General features: G+C 56.0%; 22 protein-coding genes and 1 tRNA gene. 6 read left to right on the top strand and 17 right to left on the bottom strand.

The features are described 5' to 3' along the window. The first annotated feature begins 55 nt into the window (after window positions 1–55). The gene (locus DW56_RS04445; RefSeq protein WP_024553368.1) at window positions 56–1,057 is read left to right on the top strand and encodes a zinc-binding alcohol dehydrogenase family protein; all 1,002 of its coding nucleotides are present in this window, start codon (window positions 56–58) and stop codon (window positions 1,055–1,057) included. A gap of 44 nt (window positions 1,058–1,101) precedes the next feature. Here DW56_RS04445 and nadR read toward each other — a convergent pair whose 3' ends face one another. The 3 genes from nadR to serB all read right to left on the bottom strand — a co-directional run bounded on the left by nadR (window position 1,102) and on the right by serB (window position 4,792). Next, a complete protein-coding gene (gene nadR, locus DW56_RS04440) occupies window positions 1,102–2,334 on the bottom strand; it encodes a multifunctional transcriptional regulator/nicotinamide-nucleotide adenylyltransferase/ribosylnicotinamide kinase NadR (RefSeq protein WP_029697505.1) in 1,233 nt (410 codons plus the stop codon). A 92-nt stretch (window positions 2,335–2,426) separates the two neighbouring features. Continuing rightward, entirely contained in the window at window positions 2,427–3,809 is a 1,383-nt protein-coding gene (gene radA / locus DW56_RS04435) for a DNA repair protein RadA (RefSeq protein ID WP_024553366.1), read from the bottom strand. 11 nt (window positions 3,810–3,820) lie between these two features. After that, on the bottom strand, window positions 3,821–4,792 hold the full coding sequence (gene serB, locus DW56_RS04430; protein ID WP_024553365.1) for a phosphoserine phosphatase: 972 nt from the start codon (window positions 4,790–4,792) through the stop codon (window positions 3,821–3,823). A gap of 106 nt (window positions 4,793–4,898) precedes the next feature. Here serB and DW56_RS04425 point away from each other — a divergent pair, with 106 nt between their 5' ends. Next, window positions 4,899–5,561: a YtjB family periplasmic protein gene (locus DW56_RS04425; RefSeq protein ID WP_024553364.1), complete on the top strand. Its 663-nt coding sequence runs from the start codon at window positions 4,899–4,901 to the stop codon at window positions 5,559–5,561. 74 nt (window positions 5,562–5,635) lie between these two features. Further along, on the top strand, window positions 5,636–6,652 hold the full coding sequence (lplA, locus tag DW56_RS04420) for a lipoate--protein ligase LplA (RefSeq protein WP_024553363.1): 1,017 nt from the start codon (window positions 5,636–5,638) through the stop codon (window positions 6,650–6,652). Between the two features lie 90 nt (window positions 6,653–6,742). Here lplA and deoD read toward each other — a convergent pair whose 3' ends face one another. The 13 genes from deoD to DW56_RS04360 form a co-directional block, all read right to left on the bottom strand. Continuing rightward, window positions 6,743–7,462, bottom strand: a complete 720-nt coding sequence (gene deoD, locus DW56_RS04415) for a purine-nucleoside phosphorylase (protein ID WP_024553362.1) — start codon at window positions 7,460–7,462, stop codon at window positions 6,743–6,745. A gap of 57 nt (window positions 7,463–7,519) precedes the next feature. Further along, entirely contained in the window at window positions 7,520–8,743 is a 1,224-nt protein-coding gene (gene deoB / locus DW56_RS04410) for a phosphopentomutase (protein ID WP_024553361.1), read from the bottom strand. Between the two features lie 52 nt (window positions 8,744–8,795). After that, a complete protein-coding gene (gene deoA, locus DW56_RS04405; RefSeq protein ID WP_024553360.1) occupies window positions 8,796–10,118 on the bottom strand; it encodes a thymidine phosphorylase in 1,323 nt (440 codons plus the stop codon). 55 nt (window positions 10,119–10,173) lie between these two features. Further along, window positions 10,174–10,953 carry a deoxyribose-phosphate aldolase gene (gene deoC, locus DW56_RS04400; protein ID WP_024553359.1) on the bottom strand — a complete coding sequence of 260 codons (780 nt, stop codon included), beginning with the start codon at window positions 10,951–10,953 and terminating at the stop codon, window positions 10,174–10,176. A 465-nt stretch (window positions 10,954–11,418) separates the two neighbouring features. Further along, window positions 11,419–12,696 (bottom strand): NupC/NupG family nucleoside CNT transporter, encoded by a 1,278-nt coding sequence (locus tag DW56_RS04395; RefSeq protein WP_024553358.1) that lies wholly within the window; start codon window positions 12,694–12,696, stop codon window positions 11,419–11,421. A 146-nt stretch (window positions 12,697–12,842) separates the two neighbouring features. Beyond that, complete coding sequence (locus tag DW56_RS04390; protein WP_024553357.1) at window positions 12,843–13,631, bottom strand: TatD family hydrolase; 789 nt, start codon at window positions 13,629–13,631, stop codon at window positions 12,843–12,845. Continuing rightward, window positions 13,628–14,695 carry a patatin-like phospholipase family protein gene (locus DW56_RS04385; protein ID WP_024553356.1) on the bottom strand — a complete coding sequence of 356 codons (1,068 nt, stop codon included), beginning with the start codon at window positions 14,693–14,695 and terminating at the stop codon, window positions 13,628–13,630. Before DW56_RS04385 ends, DW56_RS04390 begins: the two co-directional genes overlap by 4 nt. Window positions 14,696–14,807: 112 nt before the next feature. Then, the gene (locus DW56_RS21280; RefSeq protein WP_002437547.1) at window positions 14,808–14,969 is read right to left on the bottom strand and encodes a DUF1328 domain-containing protein; all 162 of its coding nucleotides are present in this window, start codon (window positions 14,967–14,969) and stop codon (window positions 14,808–14,810) included. Window positions 14,970–15,097: 128 nt separating this feature from the next. Further along, on the bottom strand, window positions 15,098–15,712 hold the full coding sequence (gene osmY, locus DW56_RS04380) for a molecular chaperone OsmY (RefSeq protein WP_024553355.1): 615 nt from the start codon (window positions 15,710–15,712) through the stop codon (window positions 15,098–15,100). 428 nt (window positions 15,713–16,140) lie between these two features. Next, window positions 16,141–17,730 carry a peptide chain release factor 3 gene (gene prfC / locus DW56_RS04375; RefSeq protein ID WP_024553354.1) on the bottom strand — a complete coding sequence of 530 codons (1,590 nt, stop codon included), beginning with the start codon at window positions 17,728–17,730 and terminating at the stop codon, window positions 16,141–16,143. Window positions 17,731–17,823: 93 nt separating this feature from the next. After that, window positions 17,824–18,501, bottom strand: coding sequence for a pyrimidine 5'-nucleotidase (gene yjjG / locus DW56_RS04370; RefSeq protein WP_024553353.1), 678 nt, complete (start codon window positions 18,499–18,501; stop codon window positions 17,824–17,826). 21 nt (window positions 18,502–18,522) lie between these two features. Further along, complete coding sequence (gene rimI, locus DW56_RS04365) at window positions 18,523–18,966, bottom strand: ribosomal protein S18-alanine N-acetyltransferase (RefSeq protein ID WP_024553352.1); 444 nt, start codon at window positions 18,964–18,966, stop codon at window positions 18,523–18,525. After that, the gene (locus DW56_RS04360) at window positions 18,935–19,348 is read right to left on the bottom strand and encodes a DNA polymerase III subunit psi (RefSeq protein ID WP_024553351.1); all 414 of its coding nucleotides are present in this window, start codon (window positions 19,346–19,348) and stop codon (window positions 18,935–18,937) included. Before DW56_RS04360 ends, rimI begins: the two co-directional genes overlap by 32 nt. A 105-nt stretch (window positions 19,349–19,453) precedes the next feature. On the opposite strand from DW56_RS04360, the gene rsmC reads away from it, so the two are divergent. Both rsmC and DW56_RS04350 read left to right on the top strand, forming a co-directional pair. Then, window positions 19,454–20,482: a 16S rRNA (guanine(1207)-N(2))-methyltransferase RsmC gene (rsmC, locus tag DW56_RS04355; protein WP_024553350.1), complete on the top strand. Its 1,029-nt coding sequence runs from the start codon at window positions 19,454–19,456 to the stop codon at window positions 20,480–20,482. 130 nt (window positions 20,483–20,612) lie between these two features. Beyond that, a tRNA-Leu gene (locus DW56_RS04350) sits at window positions 20,613–20,699 on the top strand. A 30-nt stretch (window positions 20,700–20,729) separates the two neighbouring features. Here DW56_RS04350 and DW56_RS04345 read toward each other — a convergent pair. Continuing rightward, a complete protein-coding gene (locus DW56_RS04345; protein ID WP_024553349.1) occupies window positions 20,730–21,002 on the bottom strand; it encodes a DUF1435 domain-containing protein in 273 nt (90 codons plus the stop codon). A gap of 212 nt (window positions 21,003–21,214) precedes the next feature. Between DW56_RS04345 and DW56_RS04340 the strand changes: the two genes are divergently transcribed. Further along, window positions 21,215–22,279: a GGDEF domain-containing protein gene (locus DW56_RS04340; RefSeq protein ID WP_024553348.1), complete on the top strand. Its 1,065-nt coding sequence runs from the start codon at window positions 21,215–21,217 to the stop codon at window positions 22,277–22,279. The last annotated feature ends 114 nt before the right edge of the window (window positions 22,280–22,393 follow it).

The raw sequence follows: 22,393 nt of genomic DNA, 5'->3' as shown, positions 1-22,393 counted from the left end.
CGTAGTCTACAGTCATCACTATGACTCGACTTCACGCTTACATGAGGAATTGGCTATGACTGTAAAATCCATTGCCGTTAACCCGCAGGATCCGAAAACTTTTATCGAAATTACCACCGAAATGCCGCAGCCGGGCGATAACGACCTGCTGGTGGAAGTGAAAGCGGTCTCGATTAACCCGGTCGATACCAAGGTTCACGCCGGTCTGCAAAAAAATGGTTTGCAGGAACCGCGCGTGCTGGGCTGGGATGCGAGCGGCATCGTTAAGGCCGTCGGCAGCAAGGTAGAGGGTTTTAAAGCAGGCGATGAAGTTTACTACGCAGGCGACATTACCCGCCCCGGCAGCAACACCACGCACCAGCTGATTGACGCCCGTATTGTCGGCCACAAACCGCGCTCGCTGGACTGGGCGGCAGCCGCTTCCATTCCTTTAACCGCGCTTACCGCCTGGGAAGGTCTGTTCGAGCGCCTGAACATTCAGGACGCCGGTGAGGATAAAACGCTGTTGATCATCGGCGGCGCAGGGGGCGTTGGTTCGCTCGCGATTCCCTTCGCGCGTCATCACAGCAAGGTGAAAATCATCGCCACCGCCTCGCGTGAAGACTCTGCGCAGTGGTGTCGCGAACGCGGCGCCGATCTCGTGGTGAATTATCACGACCTGCCAGGCGAGCTGGCGAAACACGAGATTAAATTTGTGGATTACATTTTCATCCTCAACGACACCGATGGTCACTGGGAAGCGGTAAGCCAGCTTATCGCGCCGCAGGGGCATATCTGCACTATCGTTGAAAACAAACAGCCGTTAAACCAGGATGCGTTGAAATCGAAGTCTGCCGCGCTGCACTGGGAATTTATGTATACCCGCAGCATGTACCAGACCGCCGACATGGCGCGTCAGGGCGAGATTTTAGAGAACGTGGCGAAGCTTGTGGATGAAGGCGTTGTGGAAAATGCCTTGAGCGAAACGCTGCACGGCCTGAGCGTGGAGAGCATTACCGAAGCGCACCAGAAAGTGCTGGAAGGCCATATGCGCGGCAAAGTGGTGGTGGCGTTTTAAATTCTCTCCTCTCCCCACAGGGGAGAGGAGCAGGGTAAAGGCGGTTACGCCTGTTCGCCCATCAGTTGCTTAACCAGCTCGACGCAGCGCAGGAAGCGGGCATCGTAGTCCGCTTCTTCAACATGCACGAACTCCACGTTGTTCTCTTCAAGCATCGACACCAGCATGGTCTGGAACTCCCGGCGATCCACCGAGCTGCCAAGGCTTCGCAACCCATCCGCCACCCAGGGCGTGTTGTTTTCCAGCAAAATCACCAGATCGAAGCGGTATTCATCTATTAACGCCTGCACAAAGGGGTGCTCCCTGCCCTCGTACTTTTTGCAGAAAGCCTGCGTGGTGACGAAATCCGTATCCACAAACGCGACTTTATTGGCGTACTTCACGGCGAAATCGATGTACTGAGCATGGCCAAGCGCGATTTTGTCGTAATCGGAATATTGCAGCGCCATTTCGTCGCCGCCCAGATGCGAGAAAACATAATCGCGGCCATATTCCCAGGCGCTGGTGGTGTTAAAGATATTGGCGAGTTTATTTACCAGCGTTGATTTCCCGCTTGATTCCCCGCCCAGAATAGCCACGGTACGCACGAAGAACGGTTTAACTTCGGTAGGAATATATTCCCAGTAGCGGAACGGGTTTTCGCGGATCTGCCCGCCGCTGATGTTCATGAAGGTGCGCTTCGGGTCGATAAGCACCGTCTCGATGCCCAGATGCTCGCGATACTGCGGCGCGTCGGCTTCTTCAGAGGTATAGACCCGGTCGGGATGAATGCCTTTCTCTTCAAGAAACGCCTTGATGCCGTTGCTCCAGACATCCCAGCCGTGCGGGTACGGCTCCATGTCCTCTTCGTTAAAGGCATGGATGCGGATATTTTTCTGGTATTTGAAGGTTTGCAGCAGCCAGCGCAGGCGGTCCGGCACGGTAGGCTGCTGCGACATGGCGCTCTCTTCAAACAGCAGGCGGTCGCGCTTTTCATCAAACCCCATGATGATATGCAGTTCATCCACCTGGCTGCATGCGCGCTGAATCAGGTAAATATGCCCGGTATGCAGCGGATAGAACTTCCCGAAAACCACCCCCACGCTCTTTTGCTGACGGGGGAACTCCAGCCCCAGGAAGCGGTGCAACGCCTCAAGCTTCTGGGCGCTGGGGCTTTTGATTTTCGCGTTCAGGAGCTGGCTTAAATAACCCTTGGTCATGCCGCAAGCTTCCGCAACTTCCTGTAGGGTGCAGCCCTTTTGACGGATCGCGGTTTTGAGATAGTCGAATGATGACACAAGAGCCTCCTGCTGAATTGGCGTGCCGGATCTACAGAATGTGCAGGGCGGGTGGGCAACGCCTCACCCGCCAAAAAACATAAGCTTATGGATTATAGGTCGTCAAAGACGGCTAATGCATCCGACAGTTTTTTCACGCCAAAGATTTTCATCCCTTCCGGCACTTTTTTCGGCACATTGGCGGCAGGCACAATGGCGCGACGGAAACCATGCTTCGCCGCTTCAGAGATGCGCTCCTGGCCGCTTGGCACCGGGCGTATCTCGCCCGCCAGCCCCACTTCGCCAAAGACCACCAGATCCTGCGGCAGCGGACGGTCGCGCAGGCTTGAAACCATCGCCAGCAGCAACGCCAGGTCCGCGCTGGTTTCCGTGACTTTTACGCCGCCCACGACGTTAACGAAAACATCCTGATCCGCCATCTGCAAACCGCCGTGACGGTGCAGCACGGCCAGCAGAATAGCGAGGCGGTTTTGCTCAAGCCCCACCGCCACGCGGCGCGGGTTGCCCATCATGGAGTGATCCACCAGCGCCTGGATTTCCACCAGCAGCGGACGCGTGCCTTCCCAGACCACCATCACGGAACTGCCCGACGTCACTTCATCGCCGCGGCTTAAGAAGATGGCGGAAGGGTTGCTCACTTCGCGAAGCCCTTGCTCGGTCATGGCGAACACGCCAAGCTCATTCACGGCGCCGAAGCGGTTTTTATGGCTGCGCAACGTGCGAAAGCGCGAGTCGGCGTCGCCATCCAGCAGCACCGAGCAGTCGATACAGTGCTCCAGCACTTTCGGGCCCGCCAGCGAGCCGTCTTTCGTCACATGGCCGACCATGACAATGGCCACGCCGCGGGTTTTTGCAAAGCGCGTCAGGTAAGCCGCCGTTTCGCGCACCTGGGCAACGCTTCCCGGCGACGACTGGATATCCGCCATATGCATAACCTGAATAGAGTCGATAACCATCAGCTTCGGCTGCTCTTCTTCGGCAATCTGGCAGATGGTTTCGATGCTCGTTTCAGAGAGCATATTCAGGTTGGTGGTCGGCAGGCCCAGACGATGGGCGCGCATCGCCACCTGCTGGAGCGACTCTTCGCCGGTGACGTAGAGCGTTTTCATCTGTTCGGCAAGCTTGCACAGCGTTTGCAACAGCAGCGTGGATTTACCGGCGCCGGGGTTGCCGCCAATCAGAATAGCGCTGCCCGGCACGACGCCGCCGCCGAGCACGCGGTCAAACTCTTTAAAGCCGGTAGAGAAGCGCGGCAGCGCCTCAAGGCTTATCTCAGAGAGCTTCTGCACTTTGGCGGTGCCCGCGCTACCCGCGTAGCCCGCCAGCCTTTCATTGCGCGCCGCTTGCGGCGAGGCGGCGATACGCACTTCCGTGATGGTATTCCAGGCATGACAGGCGCTGCACTGTCCCTGCCAGCGCGGATAATCCGCACCACACTCATTACACACAAACGCGCGTTTTGGAGCTTTCGCCACCTTTTACCTCTTTATTTCTGGTTCAGGCTGCCTGAAAGAATGCAGAACACCCCCATCAGGTCAGCGTGACGGATAGTCACTTCCGTCTTTTCGTTCACTTTCGGTTTGGCGTGGTAGGCTATGCCCAACCCCGCCGTCTGGATCATCGGCAGATCGTTGGCGCCGTCGCCAATCGCTACCGTCTGCGCCATCGGGATCGCATATTGCTCCGCCAGCGATTTCAGCGTCTGCGCTTTAAATTGCGCATCGACAATCTGACCAATCACTTCGCCGGTCAGCTTGCCATCGCGGATCTCCAGCTCGTTCGCCACCACGGCGGTAAGATGCAGCTTTTCGCGCAAATAGTCCGCGAAGAAGGTAAAGCCGCCGGAGGCGATAGCCACTTTCCAGCCGAGCGACTCAAGCTTCAGCACCAGCGAGGACAGCCCCGGCATCAGCGGCAACGCGTCGCGCACCTGGCGCAGGATATCCGCATCCGCCCCTTTCAGCGTGCCGACGCGGCTGCGCAGGCTGGCGGTGAAGTCCAGTTCGCCGCGCATGGCGCGCTCGGTCACTTCCGCGACCTGCTCGCCCGTGCCGGCAAGCTTTGCAATCTCGTCGATACATTCAATCTGGATGGCGGTGGAGTCCATGTCCATCACCAGCAGGCCTGGCGTTTTCAGATGGGGGATTTTACCGAGCGGCGCGACGTCAAACCCTTCATCGTGCGCAAGGCGGGTAGCGCGAGAGGTCAGCGAACCGGCAAGGCGGATCACCTGATAATCTTCCACGCACCAGGCGGTAACGATAACCATCGCCGCGCCTAGCTTACGCTGATATTGGGTCAGCGACTGCTTATTTAAACCCCGTCCGTACAGGAGCCAGCCGCTACGGCCGGCATGGTAATCAAGCGGCATCACTTCGTCGCCGCTTAAGGAAAGCGGCAAGCCGGGCCAGTGGGATACGTCGTTTGGCAGGTCGCACCAGGTCAGACTGTTCGGCATTCAAGCTCCTGTAAATATAATCAGGCCGGGACAAAACAACGCATGAGGCTACCCTGTCCGCAGCGCTTCTGGCAACATTAAGATTCACATTTTAAGCAGGTAAACTATGACCCGCGCAAAACTGAAATTTCGACTGCACCGCGCAGTCATCGTCCTTATCTGTCTCGCCCTGCTGGTTGCCTTAATGCAGGGCGCCTCCTGGTTTAGCCAGAGCCACCAGCGGCTGCGTAACGTCCAGCTTGAAGAACTGGCCCGCACGCTGGCGCGCCAGGTGAGCTTTAGCCTCGCGCCGCTGATGAAAGGCGAAAACCCCGACGAGAAACGCATTACCGCTCTGCTGAACCAGCTTACCGAAGAGAGCCGCATTCTTGACGCTGGCGTCTATGACGAAGAGGGCGAACTGATTGCCCGCGCCGGTGAAGGCGTAGAAGTGCGCGACCGCCTGGCGCTGGATGGCAAAAAGGCGGGCAGCTATTTTAACGAGCAAATCGTGCAGCCGGTACAGGATAAAAGCGGCGCGATTGGCTATTTGCGCATTACGCTCGATACCCATACGTTGCCAACCGAAGCCAAGCAGGTTGATAACACGACCAATATCCTGCGCCTGATGATGCTGCTGGCGTTGGCCATCGGTATTGTGCTGACGCGCACCCTGCTGCAAGGCAGACGCACCCGCTGGCAGCAATCGCCCTTCCTGCTTACCGCCAGTAAATCGGTGCCAGAGGAAGATAACGGCGAAAACGGTTCCTCTTCGCAACCCGGCGCCTGAAGGGCGCGTTTCGCACCGCCCGCTCTGCGCGGGCGTGATACTCTTTTCTTTCCTGTTAACGAATGGATATCGCTATGTCTTCTTTACGTCTGCTGATTTCTGACTCTCACGATCCCTGGTTTAACCTGGCGGTGGAAGAGTGCATTTTTCGCCAGATGCCCGCTACCCAGCGGGTGCTGTTTCTGTGGCGCAACGCCGACACCGTTGTCATCGGACGCGCGCAAAATCCGTGGAAAGAGTGCAACACCCGACGGATGGAAGAAGATAACGTACGCCTGGCGCGACGCAGCAGCGGCGGCGGCGCGGTCTTCCACGATCTCGGCAATACCTGTTTTACCTTTATGGCGGGCAAACCGGAGTATGACAAAAGCGTCTCGACGGCCATTGTGATTAACGCGCTGGCGGCGCTTGGCATTACGGCGAGCGCTTCCGGGCGTAACGATCTGGTTGTCGCGACCCAGGAAGGCGACCGCAAAATTTCCGGCTCCGCTTACCGTGAAACCCTGGATCGCGGCTTTCACCATGGCACGCTGCTGCTGAACGCCGATTTAAGCCGCCTTGCCAACTACCTTAATCCCGATAAGAAAAAGCTACAGGCTAAAGGCATTACTTCGGTGCGCGGGCGCGTCGCTAATCTCAACGATCTCTCCCCCGGCATCACGCACGAGCAGATTTGCGAAGCGGTAAAGCAGGCGTTTTTTACCTTTTACGGCGAGCAGGTGGAAGCAGAAGTTATCTCCCCGGACGCCGCGCCGGATTTACCGGGCTTCGCGGAAACCTTCGCCCGCCAGAGCAGCTGGGAGTGGAATTTCGGCCAGGCCCCCGCCTTTACCCATCTGCTTGATGAGCGCTTTACCTGGGGCGGCGTGGAACTGCATTTCGACGTGGAGAAAGGGCATATCACCCGCACGCAGGTGTTTACCGACAGCCTTAATCCCGCGCCGCTGGAGGCGCTGGCGAACCGCCTGCAAGGCTGCGCTTACCGGGCGCAGGACCTGAAGCAAGAGTGCGAAACGCTGATCGGCGATTTCCCGGAGCAGGAAGCGGAGCTGCGTCAGGTTGCCGAGTGGATTGCGCAGGTCGTGCGCTAGAGAGGAAAAGCGCGCTCGCAGGGCGGCGGCTGTTCTTTCGCCATCCATAAAAAAAGGGCGCCGCAGCGCCCTTTTTACTGCATCAAACGCTTACTCTTTGTCGCCCAGCAACACAGATTCCAGCGCAATGTGGATCATGTCGTTGAACGTGGTCTGACGCTCTGCCGCCGTGGTTTGCTCATGGGTGCGGATATGGTCGGAAACGGTGCAGATAGTCAGCGCTTTTGCGCCGAACTCCGCCGCCACGCCATAAATGCCCGCTGCTTCCATCTCCACGCCGAGAATGCCGTATTTTTCCATGACGTCGAACATGGACGGATCCGGCGTATAGAACAGGTCAGCTGAGAAGATGTTGCCGACGCGCGCTTCCACGCCCAGCGCTTTCGCCGCGTCTACCGCGTTGCGCACCATGCCGAAATCGGCGATAGCCGCAAAATCGTGGTCTTTAAAACGCAGGCGGTTAACTTTGGAGTCGGTGCAGGCGCCCATGCCGATGACGACATCACGCAGTTTGACATCGGCGCGCACCGCGCCGCAGGAGCCAACGCGAATAATTTTCTTCACGCCGAAATCGGTGATCAGCTCTTTGGTGTAGATGGAGCAGGACGGAATGCCCATGCCGTGGCCCATTACGGAGATTTTGCGGCCTTTATACGTGCCGGTGAAGCCCAGCATGCCGCGTACGTTGTTTACTTCACGCACGTCTTCAAGGAAGGTTTCTGCAATGTGCTTAGCGCGCAGCGGATCGCCCGGCATCAGAACAACGTCAGCGAAATCGCCCATCTCGGCGTTAATGTGTGGGGTAGCCATTTTTATTTTCCTTAACGTTTAAAGCAAAATGCAGGGCGGATAACCCGCCCCGTCAATTCAGAACATCGCCTTGCCATATTCCATGTCAGACAAACCAAAATATTTGGCGACGGTCTGACCGATATCCGCAAACGTTTCACGATGGCCCAGCGAGCCGGGTTTCACTTTCGGGCCGTAAATCAGCACCGGAATGTGTTCTCGCGTGTGATCGGTGCCTTTCCAGGTCGGGTCGCAGCCGTGGTCGGCGGTAAAGATGATAATGTCATCTTCGCCCACCAGTTCCAGCAGCTCCGGCAGACGGCGGTCGAACAGCTCAAGGCCGCCCGCATAGCCCGCCACGTCGCGACGGTGTCCCCAGGAGGAGTCGAAATCCACGAAGTTGGTGAAGACAATCGTCTGGTCGCCCGCTTCTTTCATCTCTTTGATGGTGGCGTCAAACAGCGCGTCGAGACCGGTGGCTTTTACCTTTTTGGTAATGCCCATGTTGGCGTAGATATCCGCGATTTTACCCACGGAAACCACCTGGCCGCCCTTCTCGTCCACCAGCTTTTTCAGCACGATCGGCGCAGGCGGTTCGACCGCCAGGTCATGACGGTTGCCTGTGCGCTGGAAGTTGCCCGCCTTGTCGCCGACAAACGGACGCGCGATAACGCGACCAATGTTGTAGCCGCCTTCGGTCAGCTCTTCACGGGCGATCTCGCACAGCTCATAGAGGCGATCGAGGCCGAAAGTCTCTTCGTGACAGGCGATCTGGAATACCGAGTCGGCAGAGGTATAGAAAATCGGCTTGCCGGTTTTCATATGCTCTTCGCCCAGCTCGTCCAGAATCACGGTGCCGGAAGAGTGGCAGTTACCGAGATAACCCGGCAGGTTTGCGCGCTCAACCAGCTTGTCGAGCAACTCCTGCGGGAAGCTGTTTTTCTCATCGGTGAAGTAACCCCAGTCGAAAAGCACCGGCACGCCGGCGATTTCCCAGTGGCCTGACGGGGTGTCTTTACCGGAAGAAAGCTCGTGCGCCCAGGCATAGGCGCCGGTGATTTCCGCTTCGCCATCCATACCGGCAGGAATAAAACCGGTTGCGCCTTCATGCGCTTTCGCCAGACCCAGTCTGGTCAGATTCGGCAGATAGAGCGGGCCCTGGCGGCCTTTGTCCGCCTCGCCTTTCGCACAGGCTTCAGCGATGTGGCCAAGGGTATCGGAACCCGCGTCGCCGAAGCGTTCCGCATCTTCCGTTGCGCCAATTCCGAAAGAGTCCAGCACCATAATAAATGCACGTTTCATATGTTCTCCGTACCTATTGCGCTGTAAAAAAGTGATCAGATCAGTATGCCACTTATTGGCTGATTCTGCGATAGACAACCGGTGAGCTTTCCGGCGCGGTATCGTTAACTTTGATTGCCGCTTTCACCGCCTGCGCCGCCTGTTTCCAGTTCTCTTCGCTGCTGGCGTGAATGATCGCCAGCGGGCGCTCGCCGTCAACCTGCTCGCCAAGGCGCGCCATCTCGGTGAAGCCAACGCTGTAGTCAATGCTGTCAGCAGCCTGGCGACGGCCGCCGCCCATGGCAACGACCGCCATTCCGAGCGCCCGGGTATCCATTTCGCTGACATAACCCGCGCGGTCGGCATACACCGCTTTGCTGAGCATCGCGGTCGGCAGGTAGCGATCGTAATTTTCGATAAAGTCGTCCGGCCCTTTCTGAGCCGCCACCATGCGACCAAAGATTTCCGCCGCCTTGCCGTTATCCAGCACCGCCTGAAGCTGTCGGCGCGCGTCGGTATCGTCTTTCGCCAGCTTGCCGGAGATAAGCATTTCCACGCACAGCGCCATCGTCACCTCAAAAAGACGCGGATTGCGGTACTCGCCGGTCAGGAATTGCACCGCTTCGCGCACTTCTACTGCGTTGCCGGCGCTGGAAGCCAGCACCTGGTTCATGTCGGTGAGCAGCGCCGTGGTGCGTACGCCCGCGCCGTTGGCAACGCCAACTATCGCTTCCGCCAGCTCCTGGGAAAGCGCGTAGGTCGGCATAAACGCCCCGCTGCCGACTTTCACGTCCATGACCAGCGCATCCAGCCCTTCAGCAAGCTTTTTCGCAAGAATAGAGCCGGTGATAAGCGGAATGGAATCGACCGTGGCGGTGATGTCGCGGGTAGCGTAAAAACGCTTGTCGGCAGGGGCCAGCGAGTTGGTCTGGCCGATTATCGCCACGCCGACCTCTTTAATGATCTGACGAAAGCGGTTGTCGTCCGGGAAAATATCAAAGCCCGGGATCGCCTCCAGCTTGTCGAGCGTGCCGCCGGTATGGCCAAGGCCGCGCCCGGAAATCATTGGAATGTAGCCGCCGCAGGCCGCCACCATCGGGCCGAGCATCAGCGAAGTGACATCGCCCACGCCGCCAGTGGAGTGTTTATCCACCACCGGGCCATTCAGGTTCAGGCTTTTCCACTCCAGCACCGTACCTGAATCTCGCATCGCCATGGTCAGCGACACGCGCTCCGGCATGGTCATATCGTGGAAGAAAATGGTCATCGCCAGCGCGGCGATTTGCCCTTCGGAAATGGTGTTGTCGCGAATGCCGTTAATGAAGAAGCGGATCTCTTCGTCGCTCAGCGGCTGGCCATCGCGTTTTTTACGAATAATTTCTTGTGCGAGAAACAAGGTAACCCCCTGATGTCATCAGGTTAAAAGCGGCGGAGGCCCGCCGCAGAAGAGATTAGTACTGGCTGGCGCTCTTGCCGTCGCCATGGCCCAGCGCTTTCAGCAGGCTTGCCAGCAGGCTGGAGGCGCCAAAGCGGTAGTGACGGGCGTCGGCCCAGTCGGCGCCGAAGAGTTCGTCAGCGACCGCCAGGTATTTAGCTGCGTCTTCCGCCGTGCGAACGCCGCCCGCCGGTTTAAAACCTACGCTTTCCTGAACGCCCATATCGCGGATAACTTCCAGCATAATGCGCGCGCTTTCCGGGGTGGCGTTAACCGGCACTTTACCGGTAGAGGTTTTGATGAAGTCTGCGCCCGCTTTGATAGCGATTTCCGACGCCTTGCGGATCAACGCTTCTTCTTTAAGTTCGCCAGTTTCGATGATCACTTTCAGCAGCACATTGGCTGCCGCACAGGCGTCTTTGCAGGCTTTTACCAGTTCAAAGCCAACCTGCTCGTTGCCGGCGATCAGCGCACGGTACGGGAATACCACGTCCACTTCATCCGCGCCGTAGGAAATCGCCGCGCGAGTTTCCGCCAGCGCGATGTCGATATCGTCATTGCCGTGCGGGAAGTTGGTCACCGTAGCAATACGGATCTCCGGCGTGCCTTGCGCTTGCAGGGTTTTGCGCGCAACAGGAATAAAACGCGGGTAGATGCAGATGGCAGCCGTGTTGCCCACCGGGGTTTTCGCCTGGTGACAAAGCGCAATCACCTTTTCATCGGTGTCGTCGTCGTTCAGGGTGGTGAGGTCCATCAGTTGCAGCGCACGCAGGCTGCTTTTGGTTAAATCAGTCATAACAATCTCCAACAAAAAAACGATTCTCAGAGGAGAAACTCAACACGTTGGAGCGGGCCTGGTTCCATGAAGAAGCGTGGCGTTAGCCGCCAGCGCGTTGAGTTCCGTCTCACCGCTTATCACCGCAGTCAATGTTAAAATTCTAACATCTGCACCAGCGATGATTTTGTGTCGCGTTTCACAAATTACAAAAACAGGTTTGCGTTCATACAACCATTATATGTGATTAATCTAACAATATCCCAGCGAAAACGTCCTGCTTCAGCGGGCATCCCAATGATCAGCGCACCGGACGTTCGCGCCGTGAATGTTAAAATAATAACAAGTCACTGAATTTACCTGCTGGCTTTTGACTTAAGAATAATGCGCGGCGTGGCGGTATGCAGAGGTTTACGCCACTTTCCCCCGGTGCGGAAAGGAAGTGGCGCATTTTTATGAAAGGCGTATTAAAGCGAAGGGCGCCAGTTACAGCGCGAGGAAAACCCCGGCAATTGTGGCGCTCATGAGGTTAGAAAGGGTACCGGCCGCTACCGCCTTTAACCCAAGCTGCGCCACCTCGTGGCGGCGGTTCGGCGCCATGCTGCCCAGTCCGCCGATTAAAATCGCAATAGAAGAGAGGTTTGCGAACCCGCACAGCGCAAAAGAGATAATCGCTTTGGTGTGATCCGACAAGACCTGCAAGCCCGCCGCCGCTACAGCGGCATCCTCTTTCAGGTATTCGCCAAAGTTCATGTAGGCGACAAACTCGTTGATGATAAGCTTCTGGCCGATAAACGAACCCGCTACCGTCGCCTCGCTCCAGGGAACGCCAATAAGCCAGGCGAGCGGCGCAAAGACCCAGCCAAGAATAAGCTGCAAGGAGAGTTCAGGATGGTTAAACCAGCCGCCAATGCCGGACAGCATGCCGTTGAGCAGCGCTATCAGCGCCACAAAGGCCAGCAGCATCGCGCCCACGTTTAAGGCTAACTGCATGCCCGAGGAGGCGCCTGACGCCGCCGCGTCCAGCACGTTAGTGGGACGATCCGGATCGTTTTCCGCCGCTTCCAGCCGCGGCGCGTCGTTAGGCGTTTCGGTCTCCGGCAAAATAATCTTGGCGAATAATAAACCGCCCGGCGCCGCCATAAACGAGGCGGCAATCAGATACTCCAGCGGGACGCCCATTTGCGCATACCCGGCCAGCACAGAGCCAGCCACCGAAGCCAGACCGCCGCACATCACCGCAAACAGCTCGGAGCGGGTCATGGTGGCGATATAAGGACGCACTACCAGCGGCGCTTCCGTCTGGCCGACAAAAATATTCGCCGTCGCGGAAAGCGATTCGGTACGGGACGTTTTCAGCACCGCGCGCAGCGCGCCGCCCAGAATACGGATCACCAGTTGCATGATGCCAAGGTAATAAAGCACCGCAATCAGCGAGGAAAAGAACACAATAACCGGCAACACGCGCAGCGCGAAAATAAACCCGCCGCCGCCGAACAGTTCGAACATTTTGTCAGAGACCAGGCCGCCGAAAAGAAAGCTGATGCCGTTATTGCCGTAAGCGATAACGTTCGCTACCCCTTCAGACATGGCGAGCAAGATTTTGCGGCCCACCGGAACGTAAAGCACCAGCGCGCCGATGCCGACCTGAATAAGCCAGGCGCCCAGCACAGTGCGAAGATTGATGGCCTTACGATGGCTGGAGAGAAGTACGGCTATCAGCAGCAGCGTAATCATGCCGATAAGCCCCATGAGGATTTGCATACAATGTCCCTGTGTAGTCAGTAAATAACAAGCTCGTTTCCAGAAAACGAGGCGATTATAACGACAGGGTATTAATCGTTGTGCGGCTAAACAAATTTTTGCGAAACAGACGGAGTTTTTCAGTCAATAATTTGCGGCAGTTCACATTAGGGTGCTGGCGGAAAGGCAAAGAGGCGTAAGGTATTTTGCAAAATGGTCTCGGCGATAAGCTCAGGCGGCTCGGGACGCAGTTCGCAAAGCACGTCGAATACGCCATTGACGCGCTCGGGGCGATTAGGCTGGCCCTGGAAGCCGTTAAGCGGCATATCCGGAGCGTCGGTTTCCAGAAGCAGCGCTGAAAGCGGCAGTTGCGCGATGACGTTGCGCGTTTTGCTGGCGCGGGGATAGGTGATCGTGCCGCCCACGCCAATCTTATAGCCCATATCAATAAAGCGTTGCGCCTGTTGCAGACTGCCGGCGAAACCATGCACCACGCCCCGGCGCGGCAAATCATGGCGCTTTAAGTGCATCGCGAGCTTGTCGTGCGTGCGGCGGGAATGGAGGATAACCGGCAGTTGATAACGCTTTGCCAGCGTCAACTGCGCGTCGAGAATCGCTTCCTGGCGCTCAAAGAGCGGGTTTTCCATATAGAGATCGAGGCCGATTTCCCCTATCGCCACCATTTTCGGCGGGCGATTTTTTAGGTGATGTTCCAGCAACGCCAGCGAAGCATCGTTATGTTTGTTAATCACGATAGGGTGCAGGCCGAGCGCGGCGTAAAGGCGGCTATGGGTCTGCGCGAGCGACAAGACAGCGCCAAAACGTTCCGCTTCAATGGCCGGTAAGATGATTTTCTCAACGCCTGCCTGCGCCGCCTGGTCAAGGCTTCTTGCTTCGTCGCCCGTAAAGGGCGGGAAATCAAAATGGCAGTGGGTGTCGATAAAGCGCCGCATCAGGCCAGATCCTCATTATCAAACGCCGCATCGTTCGCTTCCGGCGCGAAGACAGGCGTTGTCGCGACGGCGTCGTTCGCCACGGTCGCAGGCGGCACCACCAGCGTCGGCGGCGTTGCTACGCGATGACGATGCAGCGGCGGCTTCGAGGTCAGCAGCTTGCCAACCGTCGCCAGAAAATAGCGTCCGCACAGGCGGCCGGTTTTGTAATCCGCCAGCAGCGCCGGCAGACGGCTGCCCAGCGCCATGCTCATTAGCGGTTTAGGCGGATAGATTTCAAAAATACGCAGCTTGCCGGGCGGCTTTTCAATAAATTCCTGAATGGCGCGATAGCTGGTTTCATGGTGCTGCACGAGGTTTAACAGCGGTTGCAGGCTACTGTCGGTGAGCCAGCGCTCCATGCGTTTAAACCATTGTGGCGTGTAATACATTTGCGAAGGCACAGTGCGGATCACCACAAGCGTGGTTGCGCCCTTGCGCGCCGCTTCCTGCACCGGAATGGCGTCGCTGATACCGCCATCCTGATAGCTCACGCCATCAAGCATTACGCCTGTGCGGTAAAAACCCGGAATCGCGCTGGAAGCGCGGATGATATCAAGCCAGGTCTGATTTTGCGGCGCAAAGTAGCCGGGCGAATAGTCGTCGCTGCGACAAGCGCACATATAAAACTCTTTACCCGCGTCAAACAGCCGCGACGCGCTGTCCATTGCCAGCGGCATTTTGCGGGCGGTCTCTTCTGTCAGCCAGTCGAGATCGATAAGGTTCCCGCCGCGCACGAAGCGCAACGGGTCAAAAAATTCGCGGGTTGTGGTATAGCGGGTGATCACGCGCCGGGCATAGCCGGGCTGATTACAGACATAAGCAGAGAGATTTTGCGCGCCAGCAGAGGTGCCGTAGAAAGCATCGAAGGGGTTAAATTCGGCGCGCATGAACTCATCCAGCACACCGGCTGTAAATATCCCGCGCTGACCGCCACCTTCGCAGACAATAGCCAGCTTGCCGGGACGAAACGGCTTTAACGCCAGCGGCGCAATGTTGCCGAGCGTAACCGGAATACGTTGTCCCACCTTGCCATCCTGCTTTTTTTAGCGCCTTCAGGCGCGCTTATTTTTGCTTATGAAACGTGAAAGCCAGTCATAAAGACTGGCCTTCCCGTCTGCCTGTTACAGTTTTATCACACTATGGGCGACGACGGCCCATGAAAAGACTGACCAGGAACAGAATAATACCGACGACGAATACGATCTTCGCAGCACCTGCTGCCGTACCAGCCAGGCCACCAAAGCCCAGAGCGGCGGCGATTAACGCGATAACCAGAAAAATAATGCCCCAACGAAACATAAGACTCTCCTTTACCATAGTTAAACTGTAACCGCTTCTTAGTGAGCGTCTGACCCACTGACGGTGTTTTCTTGGTGGTCATACTTACCTTCTCTCCCGGCTAAGACCGGGAGAGTGGGTCTGGGGTGTTACGACTTCACTTTCAGATCGTTTTTGACGCTTTTCACGCCATCAACGGCTTTAGCGATGCTTTCGGCCCGGTCAGACTGTTTCTGAGATTCAACGGTACCGGAGAGCTGAACGACGCCGTCAGTGGTTTCCACTTTAATCATACGGGACGGCACAATGTCATCAGCCAGAAGTTTGGCTTTGATCTCGCTGGTGGTAGCAGCATCACCCGCGTAACCTTTTACCGACTGGTCTTTACCATCGCGAACGTGCAGTTTGTCGCTGACGGATTTAACGCCTTCAACGCCTTTCGCAATTTTAACGGCCTCTTCGGCTTGCGCCTGGCTTTCTACAAAGCCGCTGAGGGTGACCACGTTTTTCTCGGTTTCCACAGAGATATCGGTGCTCTTGATGTTTTCATCGTCCACCAGGGCCGCTTTAACTTTTGCGGTGATGGCGCTGTCATCCATGAAATTACCGACTTTATTCATAGAGCTATCGATTTTTTGCCCTGCGGAATCGGCAGCGGATTTGGTTTTATCGGTAACGGAGCTTTCCGCGTGAACCGCAGAAGTCGCCATGACAGAACCCAACATCACAGCCAGCAGAGTTTTCGAAATCTTAGTCTTGTTCATCGATTCATTCCTGTAGTTTGCTCAGAATTTGAGCCTTAAGCCATAACGACACTGGCTTTTCCTAAACAGCAAAACGCGAAGTCTTGCTAAAGGCCGCTCAGACAGTGAAGCGTACTGTTATCAACTTCCCGCTGTTTCAGTAACTCTCGCCGCACTGGCTTAAGTCAGTTTTTAATATCAAATCAGTGATGACTTCACGGCTTAAATACTGCCAAACACGCATTGAATGGTTGTTTAAACCAGTGACCTTGTCATCACAGTGTTAAATATAGATCACTCTCTCAAAAACGCCTGGTGGCTAAGGCGAAAAAGCGGCAAAACGGCAGAAAAAGCAGGAATTTAAGAAAGTTCCGCAAGCGGAAAAGAGAAGGCGAAAAAGGCGGGGAAAAGAGGCGGGGCGCGGCTTGCGCCCCGCCCCGTAAGGAAAATTAATGCTCGCGAGTTTTACGGAAAACCACGTCCGGATAACGTTCCTGAGTCAGGTTCAGGTTGACCATAGTAGGGGCGATGTAAGTCAGGTTATCGCCGCCGTCCAGCGCCAGTTGCACTTCGTTTTTACGTTTGAATTCTTCAAACTTCTTAACATCCGCGCACTCAACCCAGCGGGCAGTCGCAACGTTGACCGATTCGTAAATCGCTTCAACGTTGTATTCGCTCTTAAGGCGCGCCACAACCACATCAAATTGCAGCACACCCACCGCGCCTACGATCAAATCGTTATTGGCGACAGGGCGGAACACCTGTACAGCGCCCTCTTCCGAAAGCTGCACCAGCCCTTTGAGCAACTGTTTTTGCTTCAGCGGATCTTTAAGGCGGATACGGCGAAACAGCTCCGGCGCAAAGTTCGGAATGCCGGTGAACTTCATCATTTCGCCCTGGGTAAAGGTGTCGCCAATCTGGATAGTGCCGTGGTTATGCAGGCCGATAATGTCGCCCGGATAAGCCTCTTCCACATGGGAACGGTCGCCCGCCATAAAAGTCAGCGCGTCGGAGATAACCACGTCTTTGCCGATACGCACCTGGCGCAGCTTCATGCCCTTCTCGTACTTGCCGGAGACAACACGCATGAACGCCACGCGGTCGCGGTGTTTCGGATCCATGTTGGCCTGAATCTTAAAGACGAAGCCGGAGAACTTCTCTTCTTTCGCTTCCACTTCGCGGGTATCGGTTTTACGCGGCATCGGCGCAGGCGCCCATTCCACCAGGCCGTCCAGCATATGGTCAACGCCGAAGTTGCCAAGCGCGGTGCCGAAAAAGACCGGGGTGATTTCGCCGCTCAGGAACAGCTCCTGATCGAACTCATGGGATGCGCCCTGCACCAGCTCCAGTTCATCGCGCAGCTGTTGGGCCAGATCGTCGCCCACGGCGTTATCCAGCTCCGGGTTATTCAGCCCTTTAACGATGCGCACTTCCTGGATGGTGTGGCCCTGGCCCGTCTGGTACAGGTAAGTTTCATCTTTATAAAGGTGGTAAACGCCTTTAAAGAGCTTGCCGCAGCCAATCGGCCAGGTGATCGGAGCGCAGGCGATGCGCAGCTCGCTTTCCACTTCATCGAGCAGCTCCATCGGGTCGCGGATGTCGCGGTCGAGCTTGTTCATAAAGGTGAGGATCGGCGTGTCGCGCAGGCGGGTCACTTCCATCAGCTTGCGGGTACGATCTTCAACGCCTTTCGCCGCGTCGATAACCATCAAACAGCAGTCTACCGCCGTCAGGGTGCGGTAAGTATCTTCAGAGAAGTCTTCATGGCCCGGGGTGTCGAGCAGGTTTACGAGGCTCTCTTTATACGGGAACTGCATCACGGAAGTGGTGATAGAAATACCGCGCTGCTTTTCCATCTCCATCCAGTCGGACTTCGCATGCTGGCTGGAGCCGCGGCCTTTTACCGTACCGGCGGTCTGAATCGCCTGTCCGAACAGCAACACCTTTTCCGTAATGGTGGTTTTACCGGCGTCCGGGTGAGAGATGATGGCAAACGTGCGGCGTTTGGCCACCTCTTGTAAATAAGGAGACAACGTCATAATCAAATCTTCTGTGTAAGCGCGCGGCAAAGCGCCACGCAGCGTGTGAGTCGAAAAATGCGGCTATTGTACCCATCAGGGGCGGGCAGACAATTATTGTTTACACAGCAGTTGCTCCAGTTCGCTTAGCGAGGTGACCTGATAGTCGGGGGCGATATCTTCCGGCAAGGTACGGCCGTGACTGTTCAGCCAGCAGGTGGCGATACCGGCGTTAATGCCGCCGAGAATGTCGGACTCCGCCGTATCGCCCACCATCAGCACGCGCTCGCGCGGCGGGTTGCCCATGCGCTCCAGCGCATAATCGAAAACGCGCGGGTCTGGCTTCGCCACCCCGACCTCTTCTGAAATCACAATCAGATCAAAATAGTCGCGCAGACCGGTGCGCTCAAGGCGAATTTGCTGTAGCGCGGTAAAGCCATTGGTAATGATGCCAAGCTTCGCCTTGCCTTTAAGGTAATCAAGCAAAGAGACGGCGCCGGGCAGCGGCGCGCAAATCTCCGCCATGGCATTGAGAAACGCGCGGTTAAGATCGCTTGCCGGCACGCTCAGGCGCTCGGCCCAGTTTTCAAAGCGCTGATGCTGAAGCTGCAAAGCCGTGATGGCGCCGTTCTGATAATCAACCCAGAGCGGCTTGTTGATGGCCTGGTAATCCTGATAATCCTCAGCGGTAAACGTCACGCTGTAATCGAGAAACATCCGCTGTAAGCCGCCGAAAGCGTCAAAGGTAAACAGCGTTTCGTCAGCATCAAAGAGTATCCAGTCCCACTTCATTACATCACCTTTCTTTTGTTATCAGCCCAGCGGCAGAGCCATGATTATCGCGTCTTCGCGCCCCTCTTTAGTGGGGTAGTAGTTACGGCGGATCGTCGCCTCGTTAAAGCCCAGGCTTTCATAAAGCGCGATGGCGGCGACGTTTGAGGCCCGCACTTCAAGCCAGAGGGTGAGTACCCCGCGGGTTTCCAGCTCGCTAATTAAATGTTCAAGCAACTGTCGGCCCAGCCCGCGCCGCTGATAAGCGGGGTCGACCGCGATGTTAAACAGCGTGGCTTCGTCGAGCACGACCTGAGTGATGGCGAATGCCGCCATCTCGCCTTGTAGATCAAGCCGGTAGTTGAGGTAGCGCTCACCCTGATTGGTCGCGAACGTTTTTTCACTCCAGGGAAAAGCGTGGCTGCGTATTTCAATGGCGTAAGCCGCGGCGAGATCAGTCGGCTCCAGGGAAGAAATTGTCATCATTTTCGCAAATTTGTTGCCATAAAGCGGCGCGGGCCGCACTGCTGCGCCGAAGCCCTTCCAGCCCCGGCGAGACGAGTTTCGCGCCCGGCAGCGCTAACGGCTCCGTTACGCCAAGACACCAGCTGTTGCAATGCGCGCCGTCGTGGAGCATCGCTACCCGCTCCGGCGTGAGCTGCATTACCTCATCCGGGCGCAGCTTTAAAGCGCGCAGCACATCCTGCACAATCGGCTCATTTAGCGCGGGCAGCGCTTGCGCCACCATCACCAGACGAATATGCGCCGGCAGGGTAATCGCTATTTCGCCCAGCAGCGCGGCGGGGCGACGTAATACCCACTGGGTAACGCCCAGTTGTTGTAAACGCCAGTCTCGTCGGGATGTCATAACGGTGCCTGAGTGAAAGCCGGAGGGGCGCAAATATAGCAAATTCGTCGAACCTGCGCCAACAAACCACTATAATCGCCCCTCAAGTTTCCTGAGGAGTTTTTCATGTCCGCTTTTTCCCCGGCAAGCGAAGTTCTGCTACGCCACAGTGATGATTTTCTGGAAAGCCGCGTGCTGTTCGCCGGCGATATGCAGGATGACCTGCCCGCGCGCTTCGAAACGGCGGCAAGCCGCGCGCATACGCAACAGTTCCACCACTGGCAGGTGCTCAGCAAGCCAATGGGAGAACGGGCGCAATACGGCCTGGTCGCCGATGCTGAATTCATCGCCGACAGCAATACCCTTATTTACTACTGGCCGAAAAACAAGCCGGAAGCGCAATTCCAGTTGATGAATCTGCTTTCTCTCCTGCCTGTAGGCTGCGATGTATTTGTTGTTGGTGAAAACCGCAGCGGCGTGCGTAGCGCCGAGCAAATGCTTGAGGCGTACTGTCCGTTGACCAAAATAGACAGCGCCCGCCGCTGCGGCCTTTATCATGGCCGTCTCGAAACGCAACCCGCCTTTGATAAAGACGCCTGGTGGGATGAATATGCGCTGGATGCATTAACCATTAAGACACTGCCGGGTGTCTTCAGCCGCGACGGGCTGGATGTCGGCAGCGATCTGCTGCTCGCGACGTTTTCACCGCACACCAAAGGCAAAGTGCTGGACGTAGGTTGCGGCGCTGGCGTGCTGGCGGCGGCGCTGGCCAGCCATTCGCCGAAAGTTCGGCTGACGCTGTGCGACGTGAGCGCCCCTGCGGTAGAAGCAAGCCGCGCGACGCTTGCGGCAAACGGCTTTGAAGGCGACGTGTTTGCGAGCAACGTCTTTTCCGAAGTGAAAGGCCGCTTTGATATGATTATTTCAAATCCGCCATTCCATGACGGGTTGCAGACCAGCTTTGAGGCCGCGCAGACGTTGATTCGCGGCGCGGTAAAACACCTGAATAACGGCGGCGAACTGCGCATTGTTGCCAACGCGTTTCTTCCGTACCCCAATCTGCTGGATGAAATGTTCGGCAACCATGAAGTGCTGGCACAGACCGGACGCTTTAAGGTTTATCGTGCAGTCATGGGCCGTAACGCGAAGCGCTAATCGTTCCCTGTCACAAAAATGCCGCTTTTTGCGCCACTCAGAAATGCGGCATGAAATAAGTGTTGACGAAGCTCAGAAAACATCTAGAATGCGCCTCCGTGGTTGCAATACTTCCCGGTATTGCTGGTATGCGAAGGTGGCGGAATTGGTAGACGCGCTAGCTTCAGGTGTTAGTGTCCTTACGGACGTGGGGGTTCAAGTCCCCCCCCTCGCACCACTTTCTGAACGTCTCGCTTCCTTCCTGGTTTCATCCCTTCAGATTCATCACAATCAGCATTAATACGCTCGCGAAAGCAATGCACGACGGCAACAGCAGGAAATGGCGCAACCGTTTGTGAAACAGCATCAACGACGTAGCAAGCAGCGCCACCACGACGACAATACGCCACTGCGCAAAGGTTAAATCGCTCAACGCCAGCAAAGTTACCAGCAGTCCGGGTACGATAATTCCCCATCCGCTTTCCAGCCGCTTTTGCAACATGCTTATCCCTCTCACACCGATAATGATAACCAATATCATATGATAAAAATTCTCATTTGTCAGGATTTATCATAAAGGTGATTTTTGCTGGCCGGCGGGGTAATGACATACATTCGTGAAGGTGATAAATTGCTCACCATTACAGCATTATTAAACTTACATTTAACTTTTGCGAAACTCTTGTTTCGCCCGTTATTTTTTTCATCTGGCTTTTAAACTTTGTTACGGCTCTGATAAATAACGACTTATATATGACAGCGCAAACCTGGCGAGCCTTACTTAAAGAAAAGTACCAACTTTCTCTACGCTTGTTTCTTTTCCTGAACGCGTTTTCCGCACTGTTTAGCATAGCGAGCCCGCTTTACTCAGTGGAACGCGTCACCTTACCTCTTGTCGCCGTGCTTACCAGTAGTGTTGGCCTGCTTATCTGGCATGCGCGAAACAGCCACCGACGCATCAACATTAACCTGATCTCGTTGCTTTTCGGGCTAATGTGGGCCGGACAGATCGCCCTTAAATTTACTACCGTGCCAGGCCTTGACCTTTCCTACCTGCTGGTGGCCTTGTTAACCGTGCTGTTTATCGGCTCTTTATCCTTCATTAATAATCTCAGCGCGTTTATCTGCCACTGTCTGCCGGTGGTCGTTACGGTTATCTGGCTCGATCAGGCGCAGCATTTAATGCGGATGTTTTATGCTGTCGCGCTGCCCATGGTGGGCATTGCTATCCAGCATATTATCCAGAAACGCAGCGACACTTTTTCGCAAGGGCTGATGTTAAAGCTGCTGGAAGAGAAAGAGACGCTAACCGATCTGAGTATGATGGATCCGCTCACCGGGCTTTATAACCGACGCGGCTTCCAGAACCGCCTGGAGCATGTGCTGGCGCTGGGTACCGGTCAGCACTTTGTTATGCTGATGGATATCGACCATTTCAAAGCCTATAACGATCATTACGGGCATATGATGGGCGACCAGGCGCTGACGCGGGTTTCTGCGGCTATTCGGGATTCGGTGCGTTCAAGGGATATCGTTACCCGCTACGGCGGCGAAGAGTTTCTGGTGCTCTTAACCAATTCCGATGCCCAGCGTGCCTGTCAGGCGGCAGAACGCATTCGGCAGCGCGTTTATGATTTGCGCATTCCCCATATGTTTAATGAAAGCGTGGCGACTAACGTAACGCTGAGTATTGGCATTGCGCCGCTTGAAGATCAGGACATTGAAATGGCTTTGCGTCAGGCCGACGCGGCGCTGTATGCAGCGAAAAATCAGGGACGAAACCATATTCTTTTTGCCGATCCCCGCCATGCCGCCTGAATTGTGCGGCAACGCTATTTTCCTAAGTCGCTCCGGTGAATCTGCTTGCTATCGGCTCCGCCTATAGTTAGGATTGGCAATCATTATCATTTAGATTTGCTATTAAGCAGGGTC

The sequence above is a fragment of the Franconibacter helveticus LMG 23732 genome (assembly GCF_000463115.2).
GTDB classification, from domain to species: domain Bacteria; phylum Pseudomonadota; class Gammaproteobacteria; order Enterobacterales; family Enterobacteriaceae; genus Franconibacter; species Franconibacter helveticus.
This window is presented reverse-complemented; position numbering and strand designations above follow the sequence as displayed.